General features: G+C 69.1%; 22 protein-coding genes. 11 read left to right on the top strand and 11 right to left on the bottom strand.

The genetic code is table 11. From position 1 onward, the window contains the following. Positions 1 to 218: 218 nt before the first annotated feature. Positions 219 to 836, top strand: a complete 618-nt coding sequence (locus tag ABZS42_RS23550) for a GNAT family N-acetyltransferase (RefSeq protein WP_355148611.1) — start codon at positions 219 to 221, stop codon at positions 834 to 836. Positions 837 to 1,037: 201 nt separating this feature from the next. Continuing rightward, a complete protein-coding gene (locus ABZS42_RS23545) occupies positions 1,038 to 2,858 on the top strand; it encodes a CocE/NonD family hydrolase (RefSeq protein ID WP_355148609.1) in 1,821 nt (606 codons plus the stop codon). 133 nt (positions 2,859 to 2,991) lie between these two features. On the opposite strand, the gene ABZS42_RS23540 is transcribed toward ABZS42_RS23545, so the two are convergent. Next, complete coding sequence (locus ABZS42_RS23540; RefSeq protein ID WP_350792165.1) at positions 2,992 to 3,393, bottom strand: heme-binding protein; 402 nt, start codon at positions 3,391 to 3,393, stop codon at positions 2,992 to 2,994. Positions 3,394 to 3,428: 35 nt separating this feature from the next. Further along, positions 3,429 to 4,565 (bottom strand): glutathione-independent formaldehyde dehydrogenase, encoded by a 1,137-nt coding sequence (locus ABZS42_RS23535; RefSeq protein WP_355148607.1) that lies wholly within the window; start codon positions 4,563 to 4,565, stop codon positions 3,429 to 3,431. 200 nt (positions 4,566 to 4,765) lie between these two features. Between ABZS42_RS23535 and ABZS42_RS23530 the strand changes: the two genes are divergently transcribed. The 7 genes from ABZS42_RS23530 (at position 4,766) to ABZS42_RS23500 (ending at position 10,513) form a co-directional block, all read left to right on the top strand. Beyond that, positions 4,766 to 5,731 (top strand): GlxA family transcriptional regulator, encoded by a 966-nt coding sequence (locus ABZS42_RS23530; protein WP_355148605.1) that lies wholly within the window; start codon positions 4,766 to 4,768, stop codon positions 5,729 to 5,731. 2 nt (positions 5,732 to 5,733) lie between these two features. Next, entirely contained in the window at positions 5,734 to 6,363 is a 630-nt protein-coding gene (locus ABZS42_RS23525) for a DJ-1/PfpI family protein (RefSeq protein ID WP_355148603.1), read from the top strand. A 210-nt stretch (positions 6,364 to 6,573) separates the two neighbouring features. Beyond that, on the top strand, positions 6,574 to 7,197 hold the full coding sequence (locus tag ABZS42_RS23520) for a hypothetical protein (RefSeq protein ID WP_355148601.1): 624 nt from the start codon (positions 6,574 to 6,576) through the stop codon (positions 7,195 to 7,197). Between the two features lie 231 nt (positions 7,198 to 7,428). Next, entirely contained in the window at positions 7,429 to 7,839 is a 411-nt protein-coding gene (locus ABZS42_RS23515; protein ID WP_355148599.1) for a hypothetical protein, read from the top strand. Then, positions 7,836 to 8,045 (top strand): IPT/TIG domain-containing protein, encoded by a 210-nt coding sequence (locus ABZS42_RS23510; RefSeq protein ID WP_355148597.1) that lies wholly within the window; start codon positions 7,836 to 7,838, stop codon positions 8,043 to 8,045. Before ABZS42_RS23515 ends, ABZS42_RS23510 begins: the two co-directional genes overlap by 4 nt. 377 nt (positions 8,046 to 8,422) lie before the next feature. After that, positions 8,423 to 8,842: a hypothetical protein gene (locus ABZS42_RS23505; RefSeq protein ID WP_355148595.1), complete on the top strand. Its 420-nt coding sequence runs from the start codon at positions 8,423 to 8,425 to the stop codon at positions 8,840 to 8,842. A gap of 198 nt (positions 8,843 to 9,040) precedes the next feature. Next, positions 9,041 to 10,513 carry a protein kinase gene (locus ABZS42_RS23500; protein ID WP_355148593.1) on the top strand — a complete coding sequence of 491 codons (1,473 nt, stop codon included), beginning with the start codon at positions 9,041 to 9,043 and terminating at the stop codon, positions 10,511 to 10,513. A gap of 350 nt (positions 10,514 to 10,863) precedes the next feature. On the opposite strand, the gene ABZS42_RS23495 is transcribed toward ABZS42_RS23500, so the two are convergent. The 3 genes from ABZS42_RS23495 to ABZS42_RS23485 form a co-directional block, all read right to left on the bottom strand. Further along, positions 10,864 to 11,814: a hypothetical protein gene (locus ABZS42_RS23495; RefSeq protein WP_355148591.1), complete on the bottom strand. Its 951-nt coding sequence runs from the start codon at positions 11,812 to 11,814 to the stop codon at positions 10,864 to 10,866. Positions 11,815 to 11,866: 52 nt separating this feature from the next. Next, the gene (locus ABZS42_RS23490; RefSeq protein ID WP_355148589.1) at positions 11,867 to 14,374 is read right to left on the bottom strand and encodes a GH116 family glycosyl-hydrolase; all 2,508 of its coding nucleotides are present in this window, start codon (positions 14,372 to 14,374) and stop codon (positions 11,867 to 11,869) included. A gap of 155 nt (positions 14,375 to 14,529) precedes the next feature. Continuing rightward, entirely contained in the window at positions 14,530 to 15,492 is a 963-nt protein-coding gene (locus tag ABZS42_RS23485; protein ID WP_355148587.1) for a LacI family DNA-binding transcriptional regulator, read from the bottom strand. 159 nt (positions 15,493 to 15,651) lie between these two features. Here ABZS42_RS23485 and ABZS42_RS23480 point away from each other — a divergent pair, with 159 nt between their 5' ends. Together ABZS42_RS23480 and ABZS42_RS23475 are read left to right on the top strand one after the other, a co-directional pair. Continuing rightward, the gene (locus ABZS42_RS23480; RefSeq protein ID WP_355148585.1) at positions 15,652 to 16,773 is read left to right on the top strand and encodes a glycoside hydrolase family 172 protein; all 1,122 of its coding nucleotides are present in this window, start codon (positions 15,652 to 15,654) and stop codon (positions 16,771 to 16,773) included. A 108-nt stretch (positions 16,774 to 16,881) separates the two neighbouring features. Continuing rightward, positions 16,882 to 18,450 carry a DUF4185 domain-containing protein gene (locus ABZS42_RS23475; protein ID WP_355148583.1) on the top strand — a complete coding sequence of 523 codons (1,569 nt, stop codon included), beginning with the start codon at positions 16,882 to 16,884 and terminating at the stop codon, positions 18,448 to 18,450. Between the two features lie 195 nt (positions 18,451 to 18,645). Here the strand turns inward: ABZS42_RS23475 and ABZS42_RS23470 are convergent, their stop codons facing one another. From ABZS42_RS23470 to ABZS42_RS23445, 6 genes are all read right to left on the bottom strand, one after another. Beyond that, positions 18,646 to 19,965, bottom strand: coding sequence for a mannitol dehydrogenase family protein (locus tag ABZS42_RS23470; RefSeq protein ID WP_355148581.1), 1,320 nt, complete (start codon positions 19,963 to 19,965; stop codon positions 18,646 to 18,648). Then, positions 19,962 to 20,783, bottom strand: a complete 822-nt coding sequence (locus ABZS42_RS23465; protein WP_355148579.1) for a carbohydrate ABC transporter permease — start codon at positions 20,781 to 20,783, stop codon at positions 19,962 to 19,964. The genes ABZS42_RS23470 and ABZS42_RS23465 overlap by 4 nt, the downstream gene beginning before the upstream one ends. A 16-nt stretch (positions 20,784 to 20,799) precedes the next feature. Beyond that, positions 20,800 to 21,756, bottom strand: coding sequence for a sugar ABC transporter permease (locus tag ABZS42_RS23460; RefSeq protein ID WP_355148577.1), 957 nt, complete (start codon positions 21,754 to 21,756; stop codon positions 20,800 to 20,802). Between the two features lie 67 nt (positions 21,757 to 21,823). Further along, positions 21,824 to 23,161: an extracellular solute-binding protein gene (locus ABZS42_RS23455; protein ID WP_355148575.1), complete on the bottom strand. Its 1,338-nt coding sequence runs from the start codon at positions 23,159 to 23,161 to the stop codon at positions 21,824 to 21,826. 770 nt (positions 23,162 to 23,931) lie between these two features. Then, positions 23,932 to 24,870 carry a PfkB family carbohydrate kinase gene (locus ABZS42_RS23450; protein WP_355148573.1) on the bottom strand — a complete coding sequence of 313 codons (939 nt, stop codon included), beginning with the start codon at positions 24,868 to 24,870 and terminating at the stop codon, positions 23,932 to 23,934. Then, complete coding sequence (locus ABZS42_RS23445; protein WP_355148571.1) at positions 24,867 to 26,390, bottom strand: cytosine permease; 1,524 nt, start codon at positions 26,388 to 26,390, stop codon at positions 24,867 to 24,869. Before ABZS42_RS23445 ends, ABZS42_RS23450 begins: the two co-directional genes overlap by 4 nt. Positions 26,391 to 26,403 lie beyond the last annotated feature (13 nt).

Genomic DNA, 26,403 nt, shown 5'->3' with positions numbered 1-26,403 from the left:
CGGAAGCTAAGCCCTCCAGCGCCGATGGTACTGCACTCGGGAGGGTGTGGGAGAGTAGGACACCGCCGGACATTCTTTCCGTTCAGGGCCACCCCGTTTTGGGGTGGCCCTGAACGCGTTTCCACAGCAAATCCAGCAACAGCCGACATCGGCCGGCCTGCGGAAGAAGCGGAAGAAACCGATCGCTTCCGCCGGCATCTCCATGCGATCGTTGCCGGATGGTCCAACCGATCTTGCATACCGACCGTCTGCTGCTGATCCCCCTTGCCGACCGGCATCTCGAGTTGGAGATTCAGCTCGACTCCGATCCGGAGGTGCTTCGTTACCTCGGCGGCCGGGCGAGATCCAGGGACGAGGTGGTCGCGTCCCACGCGCAGCGGCTGGCCCTGGCCGGCAAGGTCGATGGCTTGGGCTTTTGGATGGCGTTCGGGTCAGATGGCGGCGTGCGTGGCTCGACGCCGCCGCCAAGTGAGGACGCCGGCGAGTTCATCGGCCTGATGATGCTTCCGCCGGCGCACGGCCCCGATCAACCTGACGACCCGACCGTCACAGACCTGGGTTACCGCCTCGGCCGGCGGTACTGGCGGAGAGGGCTGGCCACCGAGGCATCCCGCGCCCTGCTGCGGCACGCCTTCGACACCGTCGGTCAGACCCGGGTGATAGCGCAGACCATGGCCGTGAACACCGGGTCTCGTGGCGTGATGGAGGCCATCGCCATGCGCTACGTTCGCACGTACTTCCCGCGCTGGGACGAGCCGCGTGCGGGAGCGGATCTGGGCGAGGTCGAGTACGAGATGACCCGCGAGATGTGGGCGGCGCGTCGCGACGCTCGCTGAGGCGGCAATGCGCGGCTACGGGTTGCAGCCGCTGCCGTGCGGGCAACGAATTCATCCAGATCAGCGCCGACGACAGGGCTTCGGGTTCCCACAGTGGACGAACCACACCTCCGGCCGATGGGAGACAGGAAGGCGAAGATCCGTTAGCCTCGATGGCTAGCCGGGCGGCGCATCGCCTGGAGCTCATCACGGGGAGGGTGGATGAACCTTCGCAGGAAGGTGTCGGCCGTATCGGCGGCCGGTGCACTGGCCATCATCACGACCGTCAGCGCGGGCGGATCGCCCGCGGCGGCGCAGACCGGTCCGGTTGCCGCCGCAACCGATGCCCCGATCACTCACGAGGAGAACCCACGGGTGCCCGAGGGTGCCGCGTGGACGGAGACGTACTTCCCGTCCTCGGACGGCAGCGGAGTCGAGCTGCACGCCGATGTGCTGCGTCCGGCGCACCTGCCGGTGAACGCGAAGACGCCGGTGGTCCTCTCGGTCGGCCCCTACTTCGCCCACGCCGGGCAGACCGATCCGGAGGGCTGGGACCGGGTCGGCCCCTCGGCACGCTTCCAGGACTTCATCGACGGCGCCGACCTGATGGCCCGCGGCTACACCTTCGTCATGGTCGACCTGCGCGGCTTCGGCGGCAGCACCGGCTGCCTGGACTTCCTCGGCCCAGGGGAGCAGGCCGATATCAAGGCAGCCGTCGAATGGGCGGCCAGCCGGCCCTGGTCGACCGGCAAGGTGGGCATGTACGGCAAGTCGTACGACGCCAACACCGGGTTGGCGGCCAACGTCCTCAAGCTCAAGCCGTTGCGTGCGATCGTTGCCCAGGAGCCGACGTGGAACAGGTACAACTACCTGTTCAGCAACGGGGTGCCGCGCTCCAACGCGACCAGCAGCCCACGAGGGTACGGCTCGATCGCGACGATGGCGCCGCTGGCTGATGACAGCGACCGGTACAAGGCGAACGCGCAGTACGAGGCGAGCCACCCCGAGTGTCTGAGCAACAACCAGACCGACACCCAGGACCCCGACCCGACGTCGCCGTACTGGCGGGCCCGCGACTTCGCCACCCGCGCCGTCGGGACCCACACGCCGCTGTTCGTCACGTCGGGCTTCATCGAGGACAACACCAAGCCCGAGGACATGGAGCAGTACCTCGACAACCACAAGGGCCCGGAACGAGGCTGGCTCGGTCAGTGGGAGCACGTCCGCGGCAACGACACCACCGCCGACGGCCGGCTCAAGATGGGACGGGCGGGCTGGTTCGACGAGGTGATGCGCTTCTACGACCAGTACCTGCGCGGCATCAAGCCGTCGGTGGCCGACCCGGCGTTCGCCATCGAGGACAGTCTCGCGAACTGGCGGGCGCAGGCGACCTGGCCGAAGGCCGACAGCTCGTACCGGGTTCGGCTGTCGTCCGGGCGGTACGTCGACGACGGCGGCGCCGCACAGAGCACTGCCCGGCTGGCATCTCCGGCGCAGGCCAAGGGCTGGGACATTGAGAACGCGTCGTCGACCGACCCGCTGGCAGCCGTGCAGACGGAGAACGCCGACGCACCCGGCAACAGTTTCTGGAGCTGGTCCAAGCCTGTCACCCAGCAGGTGCGGATCACGGCCACCCCGGAGGTCACGTTGAAGACCACCGGGCGGGGCAACGTGCTGGTACGGCTGTGGGACGTGGCACCGGACGGCACGGCGACGATGTTCAACGAGAACGCCGCGCTGCTGGACGGCAGCCGGTCGACCTTGGTCGAGCTGAAGGCGACGGACTGGACGTTCGAGCGTGGGCACCGGCTGGGGGTGCAGATCGGCACGGTCAGCGCCTCCGGCTGGCGGGACGTTCCCTCGGGGCAAACGATCAAGGTCTCCGACGCGCGGCTCGCCCTTGACGTGCAGGACCCGCGGTTCGACGTGCCGACCCAGGGCGATCGTTCCCCGTACCTGGACCGGTACGTCGCGGCGAACGCGACCACGCTCAGCAACGTCGGTCCCGGGACCTTCGAGCTGAAGCTCCCCCACAACCGCTGACCGGATGGGGTCCGGCACCCGCTGGTCGGGTGCCGGACCCCCGGGGGTCACCGCCCTGGACACGGATTGATCCGCGCGACCGTTGGCCCGTCGGTTGCGTCGGGCTCGACGAGCTGTTCGGGGCGCGGAACCGTCAGAGGGCGCCCGCGCCCGCCTCGGCGACGGTCTGGTCCTGCTCGCCGGTGCCGCCGCTGACGCCGACCGCGCCGACCACCTCGCCGCCGCGGCGCAGCGGGATACCACCGGCGAAGATCATCACGCGGCCGTGGTTGCTGGCGTGGATCCCGTAGAACTGCTGCCCTGGCTGCGCGTTCGCGCCGAGTTCCTTCGTCGCGATGTCGAACGCCCGCGACGTCCACGCCTTGTTGACGCTGATGTCGATGCTGCCCGTCCAGGCGCCGTCCATCCGTACGTGGGCGACGAGGTTGCCGCCCACGTCGACCACGGCGATGTTCATCGGCTGACCGATCTCGGCGGCCCGCGCCTCCGCGGCCTCGATGATCCGGCGGGCGTCGGCGAGGTTGACGGTCGCCATGGATGCTCCCTGCGGGTGAGTGTCGGTTTGTCGGCTCAGGCGGCGGGCTTGAGGACGACCTTGGAGTAGCCCTCCTCGCGCCCGTCGAATCGCGCGTACGCGTCGGGCGCGTCGTCGAGGGGAAGCTGCTTGCTGACCACGAAGCTGGGCCGCGCCCGGCCGGCGATGATCAGGTCGCGCAGGTACCGGTTGTAGGCCTTCACGTTGGCCTGCCCGGTGCCGATCCGCTGGCCCTTCTCGAAGAGCTTGCCCACCCGGAACAGCAGTTCTCCGTTGGCCGAGTGCGGGTCGGGTGCGCCCGGGTCGTGCGAGACGTACAACCCGACGACGCCGATCGTGCCGGTGGCGCGGACGATCTCGATCAGGCTGTTGAGCACGCTCGCCGGCTGTTCTTCGCCGCTGGTCGCGGTGGCCTGGTAGCCGACCGCGTCGACGCCCTTGTCGGTGCCGTCGCCGCCGGTCTGGTCGCGGATCTGCTCGACCGGGTCGGCCTTCGAATAGTCGACCGGGATCGCGCCGATCGACTCGGCCAGCTGCAGCCGTGACGGTACCCGGTCGACCACGAACACCTTCGCCGCGCCCATGATCACCGCGGAGTAGGCGGCCATCAGCCCTACCGGCCCCGCGCCCATGACCGCGATCGTTTCGCCGGGACGCAGGTTCGTCATCGCGACACCGTGGTAGCCGGTGGGGAAGATGTCGGCGAGCATCGCGAAGTCGTTCTCGTGCTCACCGCCTTTGGGCAACTGGAGACAGTTGAAGTCGGCGAACGGTACGCGCAGGTACTCGGCCTGCCCGCCGCGGTACGGCCCCATCGCGACGTACCCGTAGGCCCCGCCGCCGAAGCCCGGGTTGACCGTGAGGCAGTACCCCGTGTAGCCGGCGAGGCAGTTCTTGCAGAAGCCGCAGGCGACGTTGAAGGGCATCGACACCCGGTCGCCCTCCTTCACCGACGCGACGCCGGATCCGACCTCCACGACAGTGCCCATGTTCTCGTGGCCGAAGACCAGTCCGGGCTCCGCCTTAGTGCGGCCTTCGTACATGTGCAGGTCCGAACCGCAGATGGCGGTGGAGGTGATCTTCACGATCACGTCGGTCGGGTCCTCGATCCGGGGATCTTCGACGGTGTCGACGCTGACGGTGCGCGGCCCGTGGTAGACGACGGCCTTCATGACCCGGCCTCGCCGCACACGGGCTGCTGCGCGATGTTCATGCCGACGAGGCTAGGTCGCGAGCGTCCGCTGCGCGTCCGAGATGGAAGATGATTCCGCTTTCGTGCGTCCCGCGTTCGGGGGCCGGACGCTGAGCCGTGGCGTGATGTGCAATATCCGCGTCGTTGACGCCACTTCGCTCGGCCAGTGAGCATGAACGCATGCACCGCCGCGTCGTGCTCGTCGTGTTCGACGGGTTCCAGTTGCTCGACCTCGCCGGCCCGGCCGACGTGTTCGCCACGGCCAGCCTGCTGTCGCCGACACGCGGTTATCAGCTGGAAATCACCGCTGTCCGGGCAGGCACCGTCCCAGCTCACAACGGCCTCACGACGTACGTCGGCACGGCGATCGCGGACATCGACGGGCCGATCGACACGTTGCTGGTGGTGGGTGGGCTGGGCGTGCCGGACCGTCTCGGCGACCGCGACCTGATCGAGGGGATCGCCCGCCTGGCCGGCTCAGCGCGGCGCGTGGCGTCCGTCTGCAACGGGGCGTTCCTGCTCGGCGAGGCCGGGCTCCTCGCCGGACGCCGGGCGACGACGCACTGGCTGGTCACCGGCGAGCTGGCCGGTCGGTACCCCGAGGTGGACGTCGACGGTGACCCGATCTACATCAACGACGGGCCGGTCTGGACGTCGGCCGGCGCCAGCGCGGGCGTCGACCTCGCACTCGCGCTTGTCGCCGCCGACCACGGCCACGCGCTGGCTCGGGACGTCGCCTGCGGCCTGGTCGTGTACCTGCATCGGCCCGGCGGGCAGAGCCAGTTCAGCACGGCCATGCGCGCCACCACCCCGCATGACGAGCCGCTGCGGCGGCTGCAGGCGTACATCGACGAGAACCCCACCGCGGATCTCAGCGTCCCCACCCTGGCCCGCCGGGCCGCGATGAGCGAGCGCCACTTCTCCCGCGTCTTCACTGAGCAGACCGGCATCTCGCCGGGCCGCTACGTCGAGCGTAGCCGGGCCGATGCCGCGCGCCGGCTCCTCGAGGTCACCGGCCAACCCTTGGACGCCGTCGCTCGGCAGTCCGGGCTGGGTGCGCCCGAGACCCTGTACCGCGTCTTCCGCCGGCACTGGCGGATCTCTCCCGGCGACTACCGGCGCCGGTTCCAAGCGAAGGTGAGTTGAGCATGCACGTCGCGATTCCGCTGTACCCGCGGTTCACCGCACTCGACGCGGTCGGGCCGTACACCGTGCTGGCCTTCGCGCCGGACGTGACGGTCACCTTCGTCGCCGCGGCGACCGGCACGGTCGTCGATGACGTCGGCAGTCTGGCCTTGACGGCGACCGCCACCTACGCCGACGTGCCGCGGCCGGACGTGGTGCTCGTTCCCGGTGGTCCCGGAACGCTTTCCGCCATGGCCGACGCGGCTCTGCTCGACTGGATCCGGCAGGCGCACGAACACAGCACCTGGACCACCTCGGTGTGCAGCGGCTCGTTCCTGCTCGGCGCCGCCGGCCTGCTCCAGGGCCGGCGGGCGACCACACACTGGGGTTGGCTGTCGCGGCTGGCGACAGTCGGTGCCGAGCCGGTCAGCGAGAGGGTGGTCACCGATGGCAAGATCGTCACTGCGGCCGGGGTGGCGTCCGGCATCGACATGGCCCTCACGCTCCTCGCGCTCATGCGGGATGATGTCACCGCGCAGGCGGTCCAACTCGCGATCGAGTACGCGCCCGACCCGCCGTTCAAAGCCGGTCACCCGGATGCCGCCCCGGCCGAACTACGCGAGCCGGCCCTGCGCCTGATCGGCGCCGCTTGACCGTTGCCGCAACGCCTCAGCCACTTCGTCGAGTCGCGACTGGCGAACTGCCCGTAGCGCGGCCCCACGAATGTGGCCGCTCACCTGGTGGGACTGGGGCATTAGCGTGCGTGCCGGTGCCCTCAGACACACGCTGGAGGTCAGCGCCCGTGGTACAGCCACAACGGACCTACAGATCGCTTGGGATCTTGTCGTACTAGTCTTCGCCGCATGGCATTGCGACCCGACGAGTTCTATGACCACGCAGTCGCCGTCGCGGACAGCGAGCGTCGGCTCCCGCTGGCCCGCATGACGGGATGGGACATCAGTCCGTTCGAGCCGGACGGACTACGTGTGGCGCCGCTACGCCCGCCGGTGCTCCCGGAGCCGCCGCGGCACGGCGAGGATCCGTCGGACTGCAACGCCTGCCGCGATCGGGACGAAGGGATCTGGTTCAACGATCACTGGCGGCTGGTCCGGATTGCGGGAGTGGGTGTCCCGCTGGTGCTCATGCTGCATCCGCGCGATCACTACGACATGGCGGATCTACCCGACGAGCTGGCCGCCGAACTCGGGCTTCTGAGCACCCGCATCGTGCGCCACATGCAGGCACTGCCGCACATCTCGCGGGCGCACGTCTACCGCATCGGAGATGGTGGCGCCCACCTGCACGTCTGGTTCTTCGCTCGGCCCGAGGGGCAGGCGCAGTTGTACGGGTCGTGGCTGGTCGTCTGGGACGACCTGCTGCCGGAGTACCCGGCGGAGGTGGCAGAAGCTGACGCTGAGCTCGTGGCGGACGCGTTGGTCACGAGCCACGGTGGCTACCGGTCGCCTACGCCTGAACCGGCCGCCTGACCGGCCTGAGCAGCGACCCGAATGGCACGCTGACCGCGGTTGCCACCTCCGCGCCGCGCGGACTTGCCGAGGTCACGTGTTCGGATCTGCCGCTGGTCGGTGCCGACCGATCGCGCCGGGTCGCGCCGCGGTCAGGGCCGGGCCGGGGGTGGAAGCCGAGATCAGGATGTGGCGATCTTCGTTCAAACTTTTCGATGTTCGGCGATTCGGCTCCTGCCGCCGGAGTGCCGGATGACCAAGACTGAAACCGTGTCTCACGATGTCGGCGATGCGCCGCGCACCCAGGTGGCAGTCACCGCTCTGCTCATCGTCGCCGGTGTGCTCGTACTCTTCGTCCCCGCCGGTGGTGAAGGTCGCGTCCTCGTGCCGGTCAGCGAGGGGCACGGACTGTCCGCCGTGGACGGGGTAGGCGCGGCGCTGCTGGCGGTGGGCGGCACCTGGCTGGAGGTGCTCGTGGTACGGCGTCTGCCGTACCTCGCCTTGCGGCCACGGGCCTTGTTCGGCCTCGGCCTGCTGGCCGGCCTCGGTATCGGGCTTTTGATCGCCTCGGTCTTCTCCGGATTCTTCTGGTGGTGGGCCGTCGGCGCCAGCGCACTCGGCGTCGCCGTCCTCGTCCTCGTGCCTCTCACGGCGCGCCGTTGAGGCCGCAGACCGTACGTCCGCTTCCGCCGCCGTCCGCGCTGCTCACGCGCACCTACCTTGCTGACGGCGCCGGCGCCGAGGTGACCGGTCTGACGCCGGGCGAGGGACCGGCCGCCGGCGGTACGACGCTGACCATCACGGGTTCCGGGTTCGGTGGGGCGAACGGGGTGACCTTCGCCGGGGTTGGCCGCAGGCAGCGGTTCTGACCCGGTCGCGCGCCGGCGTCAGCGCAGGGGACACGATCCGGGCCGGCCCGGGTGGCGATACACCTCGCCACCCGGGCGCTTCGACAACCAGGCGGCCCGGAGGTCGCTGGACCGGACCGCCGGGGTCGAGTTGACCGTGTTCCCGGATCAGCGGGCGCGTCGAGTCCGATGGCATCTCTGGTCTCCGCGAAGCCAATGTCCTAGGAAGCTTTAGAGGGTGTGCCAGCCGTCTCCAACCTGAACCGCATTGTCCGTGCGAAACCGATCGGCTCCTCGTGGCGCAGGCTGTCCAGCTTGACCACAGCACGACAGCAGGCCACGGTCACGTCCAGGGGGCGGCGATGGACTGGTCCTGCCGTTCAGCGATCATGAAGCTCATGGAGGACCAGCAGGCGCCGCAGTCGGCCGAGGGTGAGGCGAAGGTCATCACGCTCTGCGGCTCGACCACGTTTGAGGCTGAGTTCGCGGAGGTCAACCAGCGGCTCACGATGGAAGGTTGCGTCGTGATCAGCCTCGGAATGTTCAGCCTCCCCGACCTGCCGGACTACGACTGGACGGTCGACAGCGCTGACCTGAAGGGGCGGCTCGGCGGCGTGCACCTCCAGAAGATTCGCATGGCCGACGAGGTGTACATCGTGGATCCGGGCGGCTACATAGGTGAGTCGACCCGACGGGAGATCGCCTACGCGGAGTCGCTCGGCAAACCGGTTCGGTATCTGAGTCGCGAGTGCTTCTCGCCGAACTGCACGCTGACATCCCCGGTGGGGAAGACGCGGTCTTCTACCGGTCGATCCTAAGGACCTCCTCGTCGGGGGAGAGCGGCGGGAACTCCCGTACCGGCGTGCGGGCCGAGGCGGTGTCGACCCGCGCCGGCCCGGTCGCGCGTGGTCGGCGCCGGGGTGTCGTACCGGCGACAGCCGCTCGGAGCGCGGCGATCTCGGGCGGAGGCGTCGCTGCGGTGCTTGAGGTCGGCGAGTCCGGGGTACGGGATGGTTATGCCGACTGTGGGGCAACTTGTCGGGGGCCGTTACCGCCTGGTCGAAACGATCGCCAGCGGTGGGATGGGCGACGTGTGGCTGGCCGTCGACGAGACCCTGGACCGTCGCGTGGCCGTCAAGACGCTGCATCCCCGCCTGGTCGCCGACGCCGGTTTCAGCGAACGGTTCCGCCGCGAGGCGCGCGCCATGGCGGCCCTGCGCCATCCGGGTGTCGCCCAGGTCTACGACTACGGCGAAACGTCCCGGTCGGGCGCGCCGGTCGCGTACATGGTCATGGAATGTGTGCAGGGACAGCCCTTGTCGGAGCGGATAGCCGGGGCCGGCCGGCTGAGCGTCGCCGAGGCGATGTCGGTCGCGGCGCAGACCGCCCGCGCCCTGCAGGCCGCGCATGACGCAGGCGTCGTCCACCGTGATGTCAAGCCCGGCAATCTGATGATCGGGCGCGACGGGCACGTCGTACTCGTCGACTTCGGGGTGGCCGTCACGCAGGACACGGCGAGCCTGACCGGAACCAACGAGGTCCTCGGCACGGCCCTGTACATGGCGCCCGAGCAGGTGTCCAAGAACGAGACCACATCGGCGATCGACATCTACGCACTGGGTGCCGTCGTCTACCACTGCCTGGCCGGTCGGCCCCCGTACCAGGGTGACAACGCCGTCGCGGTGGCACTGCGGCACCTCGAAGACGAGCCGCCGCCGCTGCCCGAGGACGTCCCGGCGGAGGTCCGGCAGCTGGTGGCCACCGCGATGGCCAAGGAACCAGCTCACCGATTCCCGACGGCGGCGGCCATGGCCACCGCGGCGCAGACCCTCGCGGACTCGTCCGAGCGGCCGGCCACTACCGGGGCGGTCTCGGCCGGGCCGCACACCGTGCACCTGGTCGCCCCGGATCCTGCCCTCGCCGGTACGTCGAGCAAGGCCGCCAGACGCGGAAACACGACGCTCGCGGTGCTCCTCGGAGTGCTGGCTGCCGTGGCTGCCGTCCTGGTGTTCGCTGACCCCACCGGGATGTGGTCGGGCCCGACCGGCGGACCGTCCGTGCCGCCGGCGGTGCCGACACCGGCGCCGCCATCGGAGGAGGATCCCGGCCCCGGCGCCGGTGGCGGTGAACCGGCCACCCGCAGTCCTGCCGGGATGCCGGTTCGTGCGCCTGAATCCGTTGCCCCGACTGCCACCGGTTCAGCAGGCGGGGGCACAGGGAACAGCCCCACCCCTTCAGGGGAGAGCAGTTCGGTGACACCACACCCCAGCACGTCTGGAAGCGCTACCGGGGCACCGACCGCAGCGCCGACCGGCGGAACCACGGCAACCCCGACCGTGGACCCGACGGGGGACCCGACCGAGGACCCGACCGAGGACCCGACCGAGGACCCGACCGAGGACCCGACCGAGGACCCGACGGGGGAGCCGACCGAGAACCCGACGGTGGAGGAACCGACAACCGGAGCGACCGCAGCGCCAGCTGACTAGCAGGTGCGCTGCCGACCGTGGAAGCCGGATGACGACCGGCCGCAGTCCACAGACGTCGCGGCACTGCCTCGCATCCATTACCGAGATCGGGTGTGAGGCCACCGGGTTCACCGTGCTCACCGAAGCCGCCCGACGGGTCGGCTCTGGCCCAGGTCGTGACGGAATACGTGCCGGGGGAACGCAGGTCGGAGGGGATGGCCGCGGTCAGCCGGCTGGACCCGGCCGAGGCGGTGCCGGTCGCCCCGCAGAGCGGCCGCGCTCGGCGGGGCGCGGCGCTTCCGCTGGCAGCCGCACCGGCCGTTGAGGTCGGCGACCTCGCCGGTGCACGCGGTCGACCCGGTGTGAAACAGTCAGCCCATGGGCTCCACGGCGAAGGCGTACTCGCGGCCGTCCGCGAACGGCTCGCTGAGCTCGAAGTTCTCGAACGAGGTGCCGCCAGGTATAGGCGATTGCGACGCCCAGTAGCAGAATCGCCCGTTCACCAGCACTTCGAGGTCCGGTCCCGGGTCCGCCGCTCGCCAGCTCTGGGTCGCCCGCTCACCGAGGTAGTGCCAGTGGTCTCTGGTGTCCTCGGCGTATGCCGCGGTGACCGGGAGCTCCTCATCGGGTTCGGCCGTGACGACCGCCGCGCCGTCGGGTTCCCGCAGCATGGATGCGAGCCCGAAGCGGGCGTGCACCGTGAAACCGTCACCGTCGAAGCCGGGCCACAGCTCCTGGGGGGTCACCCATCGGTCGCTGAGGTGCAGTCGACGTAGCCGGGCCCAGTTGCCCATCGTCGCCGACACTGTCGCCCGATCCAGCGCTACCGAGGTGTCGCGACGGAACAGCGCGACGGCGATCTCGTGCGGGCGGTCGGCGCGGAAGGTGGCGCGGAGGTACACGTCGGCGCCGTTGGCGAAGCGTTCGCAACCGATGAAGACGGTCAACCGCTCGACCCCGCCGTCCTTGTCGACGACACCACGAGCCGGGTGCAGCGGGTCGGCCGGCTGGGTGTCCGTCGGATCGTTCAGTGACCAGAGACGCTTTCCAGGCGCGCCGTCCAGCTCGCTCCACTCCAGCTCGGAGTAGCCCCGTTCGTCGGTGCCGGCCGGCGTGGGTTCGATTGCGAAGAAGTTCACCACTCTTTCCCTGGCATGCCCCAGGTAGGGCGCGTACACGCGGATCAGTCCGCGGGGCCCGGGCAGCGGTGCCAGCCCGATCTGCAGGCCGTCGGCGTGGCCCCAGCGCGGCTCGGCCGGCGCCTCGGCGGTGGGGCGTACCCACGGGCCCTCGGTCTTGGGGAGATTGCCGAAGGTGCTCACTTCCCGATCACCTCGCCGCTGCGACGTTCACTCGGCGCGGGCACGTACGCGGTCATGGGTGATCCTCCCGAAGCGGCAGCTGGTGGATGTCGTGCGTATGGAGGCGGACGGGGCCGCCGGCAAGGCGCCCGAGCCGCGGATGGTGGATGACGAGGCTGTGGAGATCGAGGTGGCCGCCGTACAGTTCGACTTCGGCGCCGCCGGGGGTCAGTCGTAGTTCTCCCCAGCCGGTGCCGGTGGTGAACGGCAGCCGCGTCCCGCCGGCCGCCGCGTGCGGATCGCCTGCGGCCGGCGGCTGGTCGGGCCGCAGCCGGGGCTGGAACGTGAGCGTGCGGGCGGGCGCGTCGTAGTCGGCTCCCGCGAGCGCCACCACCATCCCCCAGCTGGCGAGCGATCGGGCGTAGTGGTTGCCGCATTCGGCCTCGTTCCACGGGTTGCGGCGAATGCCGTCGTGGCGGTCACGGACCCCGCGGACGATCTGCAGGGCCTCGTCGACGAGCCCTTCGAGGATGAGGTGGGTGGCGACCTGGTACTCGACGCCCGTCCACACCTCGTCGCAGTAGACGAAGGGAATGCGCGGCCGGCCGCCGTTCGGCCATGAGCAGAGCACGAGGCCGGACTCGCCGTTGAGGGCGTAGGTGCGCTGCACGCTGTGCTGTCCGGTCAGGTCGGGCCGGAAGTTGTACCGGTGGACGGCAGTGATCGCGCTGCGGACATGGTCGGCGGGCAGCACGTGGCCCACCCCCGCGAGGTGGCCCAGCAGCTGACCGAAGACCTGGTCGCTCAGGCAGCCGGTGCCGTACTGGTAGCGGCGTTCGTCGACGTCCTGGATGTGCTGCTCGTAGTACTCGCCGTTGAAGAGCAACGCGTCCATGCGCTCGGCGCCTAGCTTGGCGGCCTCCCGGTAGCGCCTCGCCGTGTCGTCGTCGGCGAGGTACGCGGCCATCGCCGACGCGGCCGTCAGCGCGGCGAAGAACATGGAGTTCGCCAGTGAACTGACGCCGTAGAACTCGATGTCGTACGTGTTGTGCTGTTGGCTGTCGAGGACGAAGTCGTCGTCGGAGTCCCACACCCGGAACGCGTAGTCGACTGCCCGCTTCGCCGCCGGCCAGCACTGTGTCAGCAGGGTGTCGTCACCGCTGAACCGCCATTCGCGGTAGAGGCGGACCACCGCGCCCAGCTGGCCGTCGACGGCCGGGTGGAAGTCCCACGGCTCGTTGCCGAAGACACTGTTCGCGCGGAAGTTCATCCGTCCGTCGGCGCGTGTCTCGTGCAGGAACTCGGTACGCCTGGCGTCGCGCTCCAACGTGGGGAACAGGAAGGCCGCCGCCTGGGCATAGTTCCACACGTGTGTGCAGGTGCCTTCGCAGCTGCCGGAGTGGTCGAAGCTGCCCTCCCACGCCGCGAACCGGCCGCCCTCCAAGCGGAAGCATGTGGTGCTGCGCAGTACCACGAGGTTCGAGGTGGCCGCGTCGATCACCTCCGGCGGGAGCGAGCTGCCGAACAGCGCCCGGTGGAAGTTCCGGGTATGCCGTTCGAGTTCCGGAAGGTTGTCCACCAGGTGCGCGGCCACCGCCCAGGCGTCGTCGTACGAGGTCGCGTAGTGATTTCGGACGACCTGGTCGGCGTGGGTGTTGTCGAGGTTGATGTTGCCCTGCCAGGCCCGGCGCCGGTTGGGGAAGTGCCAGGTGAGCACGAACTCGAACGCCTGGCGTCCCGCGGGCGGCAGCCGGTGGACGATGCCGATCGACCCGACCCGCAGCTTCGTGAACCAGTCCGGATAGGGCGGTTGATCGAGGCTGAACTCGGTCTCGGTCTCGAGGCGGCCGTCCTCGCGCAGGTCGTCCCAGAACGCCTGTACGCCGTCCTGCCAGAAGCCGGACAACCATTGGGGTTTGACGGTCACCGAGGGGTCGGCGGTGGCGAGCACGGCGCTGCCGTAACCGAAGTCGTCCGGTGCGAGGTCGGTGCCGAAGCGCAGGCCACGCAGTCGGGGCTCGTCGAGCCAGGCGATCTCCGGCTGGCCGGCGTAGCGGGGGAAGTGGAAGACGTCGTGCCCGGTGATGCCGACGGGGTTCGCCAGCGAGCCGACGACGGTGACGTCCACCGGCTCGGGCAGCGGATTGGTGACCTCGTACCGCAGCACCGCCCCGGGTATGCCGGAGGCGTCCGCGTCGAGCGGCACGAACGGCGTGAAGGCCGTCAGTTCGACGTCGACGCCCAGGTCGGCATCCTCGAAGGCGATGCGCAGCAACGGGTACTCGCCCTGCATCCGGCTGGCGTCCAGTCGCGGTAGCCCGGCCAGCTTGCCCGCGTAGTACCCCTGATCTCCCTCGTGCGGCCCGGGCAGCCGTGCCTCCAGGACCTTCGTCACCGGTGGGTGGCCCGTCCGAGCGGCGCGGATGGCGAAGAACGAGAAGGGCAACTGGGCGCCCTTGTCGGGTCGATTGGCCAGCTCCCAGTCGCGAAGGTCACCCCGCGCGCCCACGGAGACGTTTCCGGTTCCGATCCCGCCCAGGGGGAACGCGGCCACGGTGGCGTCGGGACCGTGGACCCTCATCGCGCGCCGCCCTGGTCGACGAGCGCGCCTCTGCTGCGGGAGGGGCCGGTGTCGGTCCCGATCACGGGGGTGTGGCTCTGCATGCGCTACACCCTGGCAGAAATCGATTTCACTCGTCAACGGCGTCGAACCAGGAATGCGAGTCGGTTGACGGCTTACGCCGCCTGGTTGCGCAGCACGATGGTGCGTGGCGGCTGGTCGTCGCCGTTGATGCGGTCGAGGAGCAGGTTCGCGGCGGTGACGCCGAGGCGCCGGGCCGGCAGTGGAATGACGGTGATCGCCATGGGCGCGATCGGTGCGAACGGCAGGTCGCCGAAGACGGCCACACCGAGCGCGGGCGGCAGTTGGCCACTCTGGGCCAGCACCTGCAACGCGCCGACGCCCATCAGATTGTTCGCGACGAACACGGCGTCCGGGGGCTCCGGCATGTCGAGCAGCTCACGCATCGCCTTGTTGCCGCCGTCCACCCGGAAGTCGGCGTACTTCAGATAGCGCTCGTCGACTCGGCCGGTGGTGCGGGCCGCGTCCCGCCAGCCGTCGGCGCGATGGACGGCGGTCTCGACGTCGCGTGGGCCGGTGATGCAGGCGATTCGGCTGAAACCCTGGCTCTGCAGGGCGGCGGTGGCGGTCCGGCCACCGGCCCGGTTGTCCACCATCACGGCGTCGATGTCGAATCCGTGCGGGCTGCGGTCCACTGCCACGACCGGCCGATTGCGTTCGATCAGCCCGCTCAGGTCGCAGTTGTCGCCGGCCGCGGCGAGGATGACACCTGCCATCTTGGCCTCGATGGCGATGTCCAGGTACCGGGCCTCCTTGGCGTGATCCTCGTCCGAGTTGCAGAGCACGACCGAGTATCCGGCCGCCTGGGCGACGTCCTCGACGCCGCGGGCCATGGCGGTGAAGAACGGGTTCTCGATGTCCGGGATCACCAGCGCGATCACCTCGGAGGTCTGCAGTCGCAGCGTACGGGCGATGCGGCTGGGCGTGAACGACAGCGCCTTGGCCGCCTCGCGTACGCGCTTGGCCTTCTCCGCGGAGACATTCTGGCCGTTGAGCACGCGGGAGACCGTCGAGGGTGAGACGCCGGCCATCGATGCGACCTCGTAAATCGTTGCCATCACGTTCCTCAGGGGTGCTCACTGGGCCACGGGCGTTCCGGCCGGCAGGGGTGGCGGATGATTGACACGGCCGCCCCGCAACTCTAGCGTAGTGAAATCGATTGCAAGGACAGGCCCCGCCTGGTGCAACCAGCGCGCCCACAACCCGGTTGGAGAACGATGGCCAACGCCGACCTCGCCACGATCGCACGCCTGCGTTCGGTTCAGACACGGTCGATCAGTCCCGAGAACTTCGACGGATCGGCTGGTGGCGGGGGTCGCGCCACCACCGGGACCGGCGCCGAGTGCGCACGTGACCTCGGACCCGGCTGGAAGATCTCGCCGAGCGTGGACATCGCGGCAGGTGCCACCTTCGACCTGGCAACGATTTCGGGCGCAGGCCAGATCAGTCACATCTGGATCACCACGCACAAGGACAACTGGCGCACGCTTCTGTTCCGGGCGTACTGGGATGGCGCCGACGAGCCCGCGATCGAGGTGCCCTACGGTGACTTCTTCTGCTCCGGCTGGGGCGAATTCACGCAGGTCAACTCCCAGATGATCGCCGCGAACCCGAACGGTGGCTTCAACTCCTACTGGCCCATGCCGTTCCGCGACGGCGCCCGGCTGACGCTGGAGAACCTGTCGACCGTCCCGGTTCGCGTCTACTTCCAGATCACCTACGAGATCGGCGGCGACTACTCCGGCCTCGGCTACCTGCACGCGCAGTGGCGGCGCAGCAACCCGCTGGAGTACATGAAGCCGCACACGATCATCGAGGGCGTGACGGGGGCCGGCCACTACGTCGGCACGTATCTCGCCTGGGGTGTGAACAGCAACGGCTGGTGGGGTGAAGGCGAGATCAAGTTCTACCTCGACGCCGACGACGAGTACCCGACGATCTGTGGCACGGGCACGGAGGACTACTTCGGCGGCGCCTGGAACTTCGACGTCCCCGGCCGCGGCTACACCGAGTTCTCCACGCCCTACCTCGGCATGCCGCAGGTGATCCGCCCCGACGGGCTCTACGTCAGTCAGCAACGCTTCGGCATGTACCGCTGGCACCTGCCGGACCCGATCCACTTCGCCGAGCGGCTGCGGGTCGACATCCAGGCGCTCGGGTGGCGTTCCGGCTGGCGCTACCTGCCGCTGCGCGACGACATCGCGTCCACGGCCCTGTTCTACCTCGACCGGCCCACCGCACGCCGGCCGCGCACGCCCAGCGCCGACGACATGGAGGTTCACCTGGGTAGCGCACCGGTGCCGGACCTGGGCGCGCAACCGCCCCGCCCGCCCGCCTGACGGCGGCGGCGCAGAGACGACGGAGCGCCGGCCCTCCGGCCACTTCCGTGGCCGGAGGTCTACATCGGGTAGGGGCGGGCGCTCCGGGTACAGGGAGGAGCACCTTCCGTGTTCAGACTGATCCGCCGCGACGCGAGATCCATCCCCCGCGCCGCCACGGCGTTCGTGTTGGCCGCCGGCCTGGCCGGCGCGGCGATCCTCGCGAGCGCCGAGCCGACGTACGCGACGAGCGCCAGGACCAGCGCCACGCTGATCGAGAAGATCACCGGCCCGGACTCGCCGAATGAAACCTACGGCCGCTGGAACGTCAAGGCGACGGACCTCGGCATCATGTGGGACAACAACGCCGGCCAGGTCCTGACCGCTTTCGGCGACACCTTCGGCGACGCCTGGACCGGCCCGGGCGGCGGAGTCCTGGGCGGCGGCGACGCCAACTGGCGCAGCAACGTCCTGCTGCGCTCGTCGGACACGACGCTCGGCGATGGCATGGACTTCGCCAGCGCGGTGACCGGCCCCGACGGCCGGGCCCGCGAGATCCTGCCCGGTCTGCACCAGCCGGACGGCACAGGCGAAGTCACCAAGATCCCCACTGCGGGCATCGCCGTGGGCAACCGCCAGTACGTGTCGTTCATGTCGGTGCGCCACTGGGGCCCACCCGGGCAGTGGGACACCAACTACGCGAAGATCGCGTACTCCGACGACAACGGCGACACCTGGTCCACCACCGGTACGCCGACCTGGAACAACCCGTCGCTCACCGACACCTTCCAGCAGCAGGCGTTCGCCCGCAGCGGCGGCTACGTCTACGTCTACGGCACCCCGAGCGGGCGCAACGGCAACGCCTACCTGGCTCGCGTTCCTGAGGCGCGGATGCTGACACAGTCGGCGTACCAGTACTGGAACGGTAGTTCCTGGATCGCCAACGATCAGGCGGCCGCGGTCGCCGTGGTGAGCGCGCCGGTCTCGGAGCTGTCTGTCCGCTACGACTCCTACAGCGGCCGCTGGCTGATGATGTACCTGCAGGGCGAGGACATCGTCCTGCGGACGGCGACCAGCCCGCAGGGGCCGTGGAGCGGCGCGCAGATCGTGGTCAGCTCGGCCGACTATCCGGGCCTGTACGGGGGCTTCCTGCACCCGTGGAGCTCCGGCGGCACGCTCTACTTCACCATGTCCCAGTGGGATCCGTACAACGTCTACCTCATGAAGGTGCGGATCGACGCAACCGGAACCATCATCGCCCCGAACCTCGTGAGCGACCCCAGCTTCGAACGCGGCGCGCTCACCAGCACCGGCACCGGCGGTTCCTGGGCGTGCGGCGGCAACTGCGGCATCGACAACTCGTACTGGGGCTACACCGGCGTCCGCAACGGCTTCGCCCGTCACGACCGAGGCTGGCAGGACGTGCACCAGACCGTGCCGGTCGAGGCGAACACGGCGTACCAGCTGACCGGCTTCATACGCACGTCGTCGAACAGCCGGAACGGATTCATCGGCGTCCGCACGCAGTCCGGAGCCGTGATCAGCCAGGCCCACTACACAGCGATCGGTTCGTGGACGCGAATCGTCGTGAACTTCAACAGCAAGGCCAACACCTCCGTGGTGGTGTACGCCGGCGTGCGGACCGACAGCGGAGACATCTGGATCCAGCTCGACGATTTCTCCGTCACCAGGCGGTGATCAACCTGTTGGTGCGGCGGGCCGGTTGTCGGCCCGCCGCACTCCGGGATCGGACGGCGGCGGGCAGGTCTCAGGAGGCAGCCAGCGTTTCGAGGGTCGCCCGGGCGCCGTCGCGGTGCAGCGATTCCAATGCCCATCGGTACGCGGCAACGAACCGCTCGTCCGCGGCCAGGTCTCCGAACACGTCACTCTGCTTCAGGAAGGCGACCGGGTCCGTGCGGGCGGCCGCCGCGTAGCCATCACGCTGTCCCGGCGCCGGTCGACCACGTCGATCGGCCGTCCCTGCTCGTCCAGGCCCGTGGCGTAGCGAGCCCAGCTCGCCACGATCGCCGCCGACCGGCGGATGGTCCGGTCCGCGGCGAGCTGGTCCCTTATCACGGGAACCAGCCAGTTCGATATCCGATCGGAGGAGTCCGCGCACAGGCGCGCGATCGTGTCGCGGATGTACGGATTCGCGAAGCGGCCGAGCAGGGTCTCCTGGTAAGCGGGCAGGTCCACGCCGGGCACCGCATGCAGCGTCGGCGTGGCCTCCTCGCGCATGTACCTCGCCAGCAGATCCACGATCAGCGGGTCCTGGGCCGCCTCGTGGGCATACCGGTATCCGAGCAGGTGACCGAAGTAGCACAGACCCTGGTGCGAGCAGTTCAGCAGGCGCAGCTTCATCTGCTCGTACGGTTCGACGTCGTCGACGAGGCGTACGCCGGCCGCCCGCTCGAGCGGCGGCCGCCCGAGCGGGAAGTCGTCTTCGATCACCCACTGCAGGAACGGCTCGGCGACGACCGGCCAGGCGTCGGCGACGCCGAACTCAGCCGTGATCTGTTCCCGGTCGGCGTCGGTGGTGACGGGCGTGATCCGGTCGACCATCGAGTTCGGGAACGCGACGGCGCCGGCGATCCAGCGGCCCAACTCGGGGTCGATGCCGGAGGCGAACGCGGCCATCATCCTGCGCGTGACGTCGCCGTTGCCCGGGATGTTGTCGCAGGAGAGCACGGTGAACGGTGGGACACCGCGCGCACGGCGGCGGACCAGCCCGGCGACGATCAGCCCGAACGCGGTACGCGGAACCGCGCCCGGCTGCCGGTCGTGGCGCACCAGCGGATCGGAGTCGTCGAAATCTCCAGTGGTGGGGTTGATGTAGTACCCGCCCTCGGTCACGGTCAGCGACACGAGGCGCACGCCCGGATCGGCCAGCAGTTCGATGACGGCGTCCGGGGCATCCGGGGCGTACCGGTAGTCGACGATGGCGGCGATCTCGCGGGCCCGGCGGGTGCCGTCGGGGTACTTGAGCAGGAGCGTGTACCGGTGGTCCTGGGCGGTCAGGACGTCGCGCATCCGAGCGTCGCCGGGCAGGACACCGACCCCGCAAACGGCCCAGTCGTGGGCGAGACCCATGTTCATGAGTTCGTCGAGGACGGCAGCCTGGTGGGCCCGGTGGAATCCGCCGACTCCGAAATGGACGATGCCCGGTCGCAGCGTCGTGCGGTCGTAGCGCGGCCGGTCGAGAGGTGTCGTCATTTCATCCCCGAGATGCGTACGCCGTTGACGATGTACCGCTGGAAGATCAGCAGCAGCAGGACGGTGGGCATCGAGGCCAACGTGGATCCCGCCATCAGCATGCCCCAGTCATTGCCGCGATCGGAGCGGAAGGTGCCGAGGAACTGCATGATCTGGGTCAGGTTGGGGTCGGTGATGGTCAGGATCGGCCACACGTAGGCGTTCCAGTACGCCAGATACGAGGCGATGCCGACCACCACGAACGGCGCGGCCGACTGCGGCAGGAACACGCGTAGGAAGACCTGCCAGCGATTCGCGCCGTCGATCATCGCGGCCTCCTCGACCGCGATCGGGAAGTTCAGGTAGTACTGCCGTAGGAAGAACATCTGTGCGGCCGAGGCGACCCCAGGGATGATCAGCACGGCCATGGTGTTCAGCATTCCGAGCTTCGACACGACGACGAACGACGTCAGCAGGATCGCCATGGTCGGGATGAACATCGGCATGATGCAGTAGACCCACCAGAACCGCTTGCCCCTGAACTCCAGCCGCGCGAACGCGTACGCCGCCATGGAGTTCACCACGAGGCTGAGCACGGTGAAGATGAGCGCCCCGACGAAGGTCACGACCATCGCGCGGGTGAAGGTGTGGTCCTTGAGGATTGCGGTGTAGTTGCTCCACCGCCACATGTCGGGGAAGAACTGGAACGGCGAGCGGAGGACTTCGTCCTTGCCCTTGAAGCCGGCGATCGCCATCCATGCCAGCGGAAAGAGGACGCTGACGGCGATCAGGACGGCGAGCACGGCCGAGCCGGCCCTGCGGAATGTGCCTACAGGCATGGCGGTTCCTTCCCGGTCAGCCGTCGACGGCCTTGTCGGACCGGATCAGCCGGAAGATGACGATGGAGATGGCGCCCAGCACGACGAACAGCAGCAGTGACGCGGTCAGCGAGTAGCTGGTGGCGTAGGGCGTGAGCTCACGGAAACTGTTGAAGATGTAGAAGTTGGGGGTCGTCGTCGCGCCGGTCGGGCCGCCGTTGGTCATGATGAGCGGCAGGTCCAGCATCTGAATGGCGAGGGTGAATCCGGTGACGACCAGGTAGAGCAGGACGTTCTTCAACAGCGGAATGGTGATGTAGCGCAGGCGCTGGACGAAATTCGCGCCGTCGAGCATCGCCGACTCGTAGTAACTGTCGGGGATGTCGAGCAGTGCCGCAAGCAGGATCAGCGTGGTGATACCGAATCCGAGCCAGATGCCCGGCACCGCGATGGCGGGCAGCGCCCACTGCGGGCTGTTGAGCCAGGCGACCGGGGCGTGGTTGACCAGGCTGAGGAACCAGTTCACCACGCCCGCGTCCTGGTACATGAAGGTGAACAGGACCGACGCGATGACGGTCGACACGACCGCCGGCAGGTAGACCGTCACCTTCATGAATGCGGCGACACGCTTGCTCAGCGTCTTGATGAAGCTCGCCAGCAGCAGTGCGACGACGATGCCTGTCGGCACGACCAGCAGCGCGTAGTAGAGGCCGATCAGGATCGAGTGCCAGAAGTCCGAGCTCTCCAGGACGTACGTGTAGAACTGGGTGCCGACGAACTTGGGTGCCTTGTAGAAGCTGATTTCGAACGTGCTGAGGTAGACCGAATAGGCCAGCGGCCACATGACGAAGACGCCGAGCAGGATCACCATGGGCGCGATCATCAGGTACGCGGTGAGATTGTCCTGGCGCCGCGCTCCGACGCGCCGGGGCACCGCCCCCGGGGCCTTCGGCGAAGCCGCGGCACGAGTTGAGTCGAGCAGAGCCACGCTCATCCCTCGCAATCGATCGGTCCCCGGGGACGTGACACGGCCACGTCCCCGGGAACCAGGGCGGGTCAGGTCATCGCCGAGGCTGGGTACCGGCCAAAGACTGCTTCTTGATGACGTCGTTGATCTTCTCGTCGGCCTTTTTCAGGGCGTCCGGGATACTCGCCGTGCCTTTCATGGCGCTCTCCACGGCGGTCCCGAAGGCCAGCGCGATGTCGAGCGGGTACGCAGGCTCCTGCTTGCCGTACGGAACCACCTTCGTGGAGATCGTCTCCATGAAGGGGTCGGAAGAGGCGTCCGGATTCCCGGCCAGCGCCTGGTCCACCGAGGTACGCACCGTGTACTTGGAGAAGCCGCTGGTCTTGAAGAAGTCCGCCATGATTGCCGGATCGCCGGCGAGCAGCCACTGGACGAACTGCGCGGCCTGCTGCTTCGCCTTCGACTTGGCATCGACGGTCAAGGTCCAGCCACCCAGGGTGGCGGTCGTCTTGGTCTGGTCGCCGTCGATCGACGGGAACGGCGCGACAGCAGTCTTGGGGATCATGTTGGGGAACTCCGCCTTGAGCTGGCCGACCACCCACGACCCACCGGCCATCATGGCCACCTCACCTTGGCCGTAGGAGGCGCCGTCGGCGTACCCGACCTTCGGTGTCTTGGGCATGAAGCCGCCCTGGTAGAGCGTCTTGTAGAGCTGCAGCAGCTTCTCGAAGCACGGATCGGTCGCGGTCGCCTTCGACCAGTCGTCGGCGATCGGCAGGTGGCCGCAGGCGTTGTACTGCAGACCCCAGCTCGACCAGGCGAGGTCCGGAGCGGCCGACGCGATCGTCATGCCCTTGACCTTGGGAGTGGTCAACTTGGTCGACCACTGGACGAGCTCGTCCCACGACTTGGGCGGATTCTTCGGGTCGAGGCCGGCCGCGGCCGCCAGGTCGGTGCGGTAGTACAACACCGTCGACGGCTCCACGAGCATCGGATACGCGTAGCGCTTGCCGTTGAGCGTGACGAAGCTCTTCACGTTGTCCTTGATGTCGTCGAACGCGCTCGCCGGAAGCAGTCCGTCGAGTTCGGCGAGTTCGCCATTGGCGACCGCTGCCGGGATGTTGCCGTAGCTGGTCGTCTGCACGTCGGGGGCCTTGCCGGCGGCCTGCGCGGCCTTCAGCTTCTGAGCCCACGTGTCGGCCGGCTGAACCTGGTAGTCAACCTTCACCTTGTCCTGTGAGGCGTTGAAGGCGTCGACCTGCTTCTTGAACCAGGCCTGCTGGTAGTCCTCGAACTTCTGCTGCCAGAAGGTGATGACGGTCTTGCCGCCCTCCGTCCTGGCGCCGCCGTCGCTGCCGCACGCGCTGAGCGCGAGGGACGCCGCGACCGCCGCTGATATCACCAACGCGAGTGTGCTACGCCGTCGAGGCACTGCTCCTCCTCTTCCTGCGGCTCGTCGCCGAACCGCCTGCCGACCAACTTTCAGACGATTGACCTGGCCGCGACCTGTGGTGAGGGGTCTGCGCCCCTGGAAGCAACGACAAGATCAGGGTTCGGCCGCGGATGCATGAAGGCCACCAAGGCCGAACCACATCGCAGGTGGTTGCGAAACCGTGTCGTGCAGGTTTCCGGCATGGGTCCAGCGCCTTCGCTCGGGGGTCGAGTGGCTCGTAGTGAACAGCATGGAATCGATTTCGTCAAGAAGTCGGAGGCTGCCCCGCTGGAACTTGGTTCTAGCTGTGATAACTACACGAAACCGATTGCAAACGTTGCGCTGTGCGGGCCGAGGCAAGGCGCCCGGAGGGGGCATGAGGCGGCTGGACGGGATCGCCGTTGGCCGGCGCTGGATACGAGTCTCCTTCAGGAGGACGTCGTCATCCGAAATGGTGGCCGGTTCGGTGCCGCTGCCGGCAGATGCCGAGCCGCTGGTCGATGACCATGAGCGACGGGCGCCGCCCGGACCGACGGCGGCACGCATGTGGTGGCGAGGACGATCCCCGCCACCACATGCTCGCCATCAGCGATGATCAGCGCTCACGGTCCGGGGCCCGACAGCTGATCGTCGGTCTGGGTTGCCGCATCGACCAGACCGTTCCTGAGTTGTCACGGGCCGAAGGTGGACCGGCCCTGGCTGACGACTACCGACAGTACGCAGATACAGGCTGGCCTGGATGCACGCGCGGATGCCTCCCAGGCGTGCGGTCACCGACCCGGATGCGCCGTCAGCAATTCGTCGACCTCTACGGCGGTCGGCGCGGTCGCCGGGCCCTGCCGCGTGACGGCCAGCGCGGCGGCGGCGTTCGCGCGACGGACGGCTTGCACCGGGTCGAGACCGTGCACGAGGGCCGCGACGAACGCGCCCACGTGGGCGTCCCCGGCGCCGTTGGTGTCCACGACAGCCACCGGGAAGGCCGGCACCCGCAGGGTTCGGTCGGCCGTGGCGAGCACGGCGCCCTGCGGCCCGGTGCGGACCACCACGCCGGCCCGCGCGCCGCGCGTCGCGAGAGACGCGGCAGCCGCCTCAGGATCGGCCTGGTCGGTGAGGATCCGGGCCTCCCGTTCGTTGCAACTCCACCAGTCGGCGCGTTCCCAGGCCGACGTGAGGACGGCTGCCGGGATCTCGGCGACCAGCGGACCCGGGTCGATCACGACGGTGACCTCCGGGGGGATCGTCGGTAGCCAGGCCGCCAGTGCCGGGCCGTTGGACGGGTAGGCCAGGCTGTAGCCGGAGACGTACACGACGTCGCCGGGTCGCAGGTCGACCCGCGCCAGGTCCGCCGGTCCGAGCCGCGCCTCCGCGCCGACGCTCGTGGCGAAGGTGCGTTCCCCGGTCGGGTCGACCAGCGCGACGCTGAACCCGGTGTCGACGTCCGGCAGCGCCGGCTGCACGAGGTCGATGCCGGCCTGGGCCAGCTGCTCGCGGGCCTGGTCCGCGAAGGGGCCGGTGCCGTGCATCCCGGCGTACGCCACGGACAGGCCCTGGCGTGCCGCGCTGACCATGACGTTGAGTCCGCCGCCGGCGGTGATCCGGCTGCTGGAGGCGAGGACGTCTCCGCCGACCTCGGGCAGCCGCGGCAGGTACATCACCACGTCGATGACGACGTTGCCGGTGTGCACCAGCCGCGGCGACGGCGCGGTCATCGCCGTGCCTCCGCGGTCGGGTCGGCGGCGTCCGCCTCGGGCCGGGCGTCCCCGCGTTGCCCCGCGGTGCTGTTCTGCCGGGCGCTCCTGACGCCGAACAGCAGGTACAGGGCGCCGGCGACGACGAAGGCGGCGACCCAGCCGAGGCCGTTGGTGCCCAGCCACGAGTCCGCGAGCGGTCCGCTGAACCAGACGTCGTCCGCCGAGGTCGAGGCGGTCAGGAAGAGCAGACCGACGACGGTACCGGCCAGCCACGGCAGCACGGCCGACCAGCGGAACCCGCCGTGGTACCAGTAGGCGCTGGTTCGGGTGGTGTCCATCAGCCCGCGCGGGTCGTACTCCCGCCGGAAGAGCATGTCGGCCAGGAAGACCGCCACCCAGGCGGTGATCGGTACGGCGAGCAGTGAGATGAAGGTGATGAACGGCCCGTAGAAGTTCCCGGCGATCAGCATGAAGTAGATGCCACCGGCCAGGGTGAGCACGATGTCCAGGCCCACCGCCATCACCCGGCGGGTTCGGATGCCGAGGGTGATCATGGTCAGTCCGGCGGAGTAGACCGAGAGGTTGTTGGACAGCAGCAGGCCGCCGAACGCGGCGAGCAGGTACGGCACCGCCATCCACGACGGAAGCATCACCTGAATCGCCGAGACGGGATCGCTGGCGGAGGCGAGGCTGCCGTCGCCGGCCGAGAGCAGACCACCCAACCCGATGAGCAGGAACAGCGGGATTCCGGCGCCGGCCGAGGCCGCTGCCACGATCCGCCCGCCACGCACGTTGCGGTGCTGGTAGCGGGCCATGTCCGCGCCGGCGTTCGCCCACCCGATGCCGGTGCCGGCGGCGATCACACCGACTCCGGCGATGACGACGCTCAGCGGGGCGGCCGGGGCGTCGAGCACGGCGTGCCAGTCCACCCGGGTGATCAGGAACGCGGCGACGACGATGTTCAACGCGCCGAAGACGTACGTCGCCCACTGCTGGATCCAGACCAGCGTGGCGTGCCCCAGGCCGGAGACGACCAGGGTGAGCGCCACGAAGGCCAGCAGGCTGATCACCGTGAGCACCGGGTTCGCCGTGAGCCCGAACGCGATGTCCAGCAGGGCCAGCAGCGCGTACGCGGCGGTCGTCGTGTTGACCGTCTCCCAGCCGACCCGGGACAGCCACGAGATCACCGTGGGCCCGTGGTTGCCGCGCGGCCCGAAGATCGCCCGGGACAACGTCATGCTGGGCGCGCCACCCCACTTCCCGGCCACGCTGATCAGGCCGACGAGGGCGAACGAACCGAAGGAACCGATCGCGGCCACCAGCAGCGCCTGCCAGATGTTCATGCCGCGCAGCGCGACCAGGGTGGCGCCGAGCGGCAGCCCCAGGATCGAGATGTTGGCCGCGAACCAGACCCAGAAGAGCTGGCCCGGCCCGCCGGTGCGTTCGGTGGGGGGCACCGGTTCGATGCCTCGGGTCTCGATGGCGCCGACCCGGTTGGTGTCGGCCGGGATCGTGCCGGCCAGGTCTGTCGTGGACATCGTCGTCCTGCCT

It is taken from the genome of Micromonospora sp. NPDC005367 (assembly GCF_040606825.1).
Lineage (GTDB): Bacteria > Actinomycetota > Actinomycetes > Mycobacteriales > Micromonosporaceae > Micromonospora.
Note: the sequence above shows the minus strand (reverse complement) of the source record. Positions and strands in the feature narration are given on the sequence as shown.

Coding starts and splice junctions, on each gene's coding strand:
- ABZS42_RS23550 (WP_355148611.1), top strand. CDS start 219: ATGGTCCAACCGATCTTGCATACCGACCGTCTGCTGCTGATCCCCCTT.
- ABZS42_RS23545 (WP_355148609.1), top strand. CDS start 1,038: ATGAACCTTCGCAGGAAGGTGTCGGCCGTATCGGCGGCCGGTGCACTG.
- ABZS42_RS23540 (WP_350792165.1), bottom strand. CDS start 3,393: ATGGCGACCGTCAACCTCGCCGACGCCCGCCGGATCATCGAGGCCGCG.
- ABZS42_RS23535 (WP_355148607.1), bottom strand. CDS start 4,565: ATGAAGGCCGTCGTCTACCACGGGCCGCGCACCGTCAGCGTCGACACC.
- ABZS42_RS23530 (WP_355148605.1), top strand. CDS start 4,766: ATGCACCGCCGCGTCGTGCTCGTCGTGTTCGACGGGTTCCAGTTGCTC.
- ABZS42_RS23525 (WP_355148603.1), top strand. CDS start 5,734: ATGCACGTCGCGATTCCGCTGTACCCGCGGTTCACCGCACTCGACGCG.
- ABZS42_RS23520 (WP_355148601.1), top strand. CDS start 6,574: ATGGCATTGCGACCCGACGAGTTCTATGACCACGCAGTCGCCGTCGCG.
- ABZS42_RS23515 (WP_355148599.1), top strand. CDS start 7,429: ATGACCAAGACTGAAACCGTGTCTCACGATGTCGGCGATGCGCCGCGC.
- ABZS42_RS23505 (WP_355148595.1), top strand. CDS start 8,423: ATGGAGGACCAGCAGGCGCCGCAGTCGGCCGAGGGTGAGGCGAAGGTC.
- ABZS42_RS23500 (WP_355148593.1), top strand. CDS start 9,041: ATGCCGACTGTGGGGCAACTTGTCGGGGGCCGTTACCGCCTGGTCGAA.
- ABZS42_RS23490 (WP_355148589.1), bottom strand. CDS start 14,374: ATGAGGGTCCACGGTCCCGACGCCACCGTGGCCGCGTTCCCCCTGGGC.
- ABZS42_RS23485 (WP_355148587.1), bottom strand. CDS start 15,492: ATGGCAACGATTTACGAGGTCGCATCGATGGCCGGCGTCTCACCCTCG.
- ABZS42_RS23480 (WP_355148585.1), top strand. CDS start 15,652: ATGGCCAACGCCGACCTCGCCACGATCGCACGCCTGCGTTCGGTTCAG.
- ABZS42_RS23470 (WP_355148581.1), bottom strand. CDS start 19,965: ATGACGACACCTCTCGACCGGCCGCGCTACGACCGCACGACGCTGCGA.
- ABZS42_RS23465 (WP_355148579.1), bottom strand. CDS start 20,783: ATGCCTGTAGGCACATTCCGCAGGGCCGGCTCGGCCGTGCTCGCCGTC.
- ABZS42_RS23460 (WP_355148577.1), bottom strand. CDS start 21,756: ATGAGCGTGGCTCTGCTCGACTCAACTCGTGCCGCGGCTTCGCCGAAG.
- ABZS42_RS23450 (WP_355148573.1), bottom strand. CDS start 24,870: ATGACCGCGCCGTCGCCGCGGCTGGTGCACACCGGCAACGTCGTCATC.
- ABZS42_RS23445 (WP_355148571.1), bottom strand. CDS start 26,390: ATGTCCACGACAGACCTGGCCGGCACGATCCCGGCCGACACCAACCGG.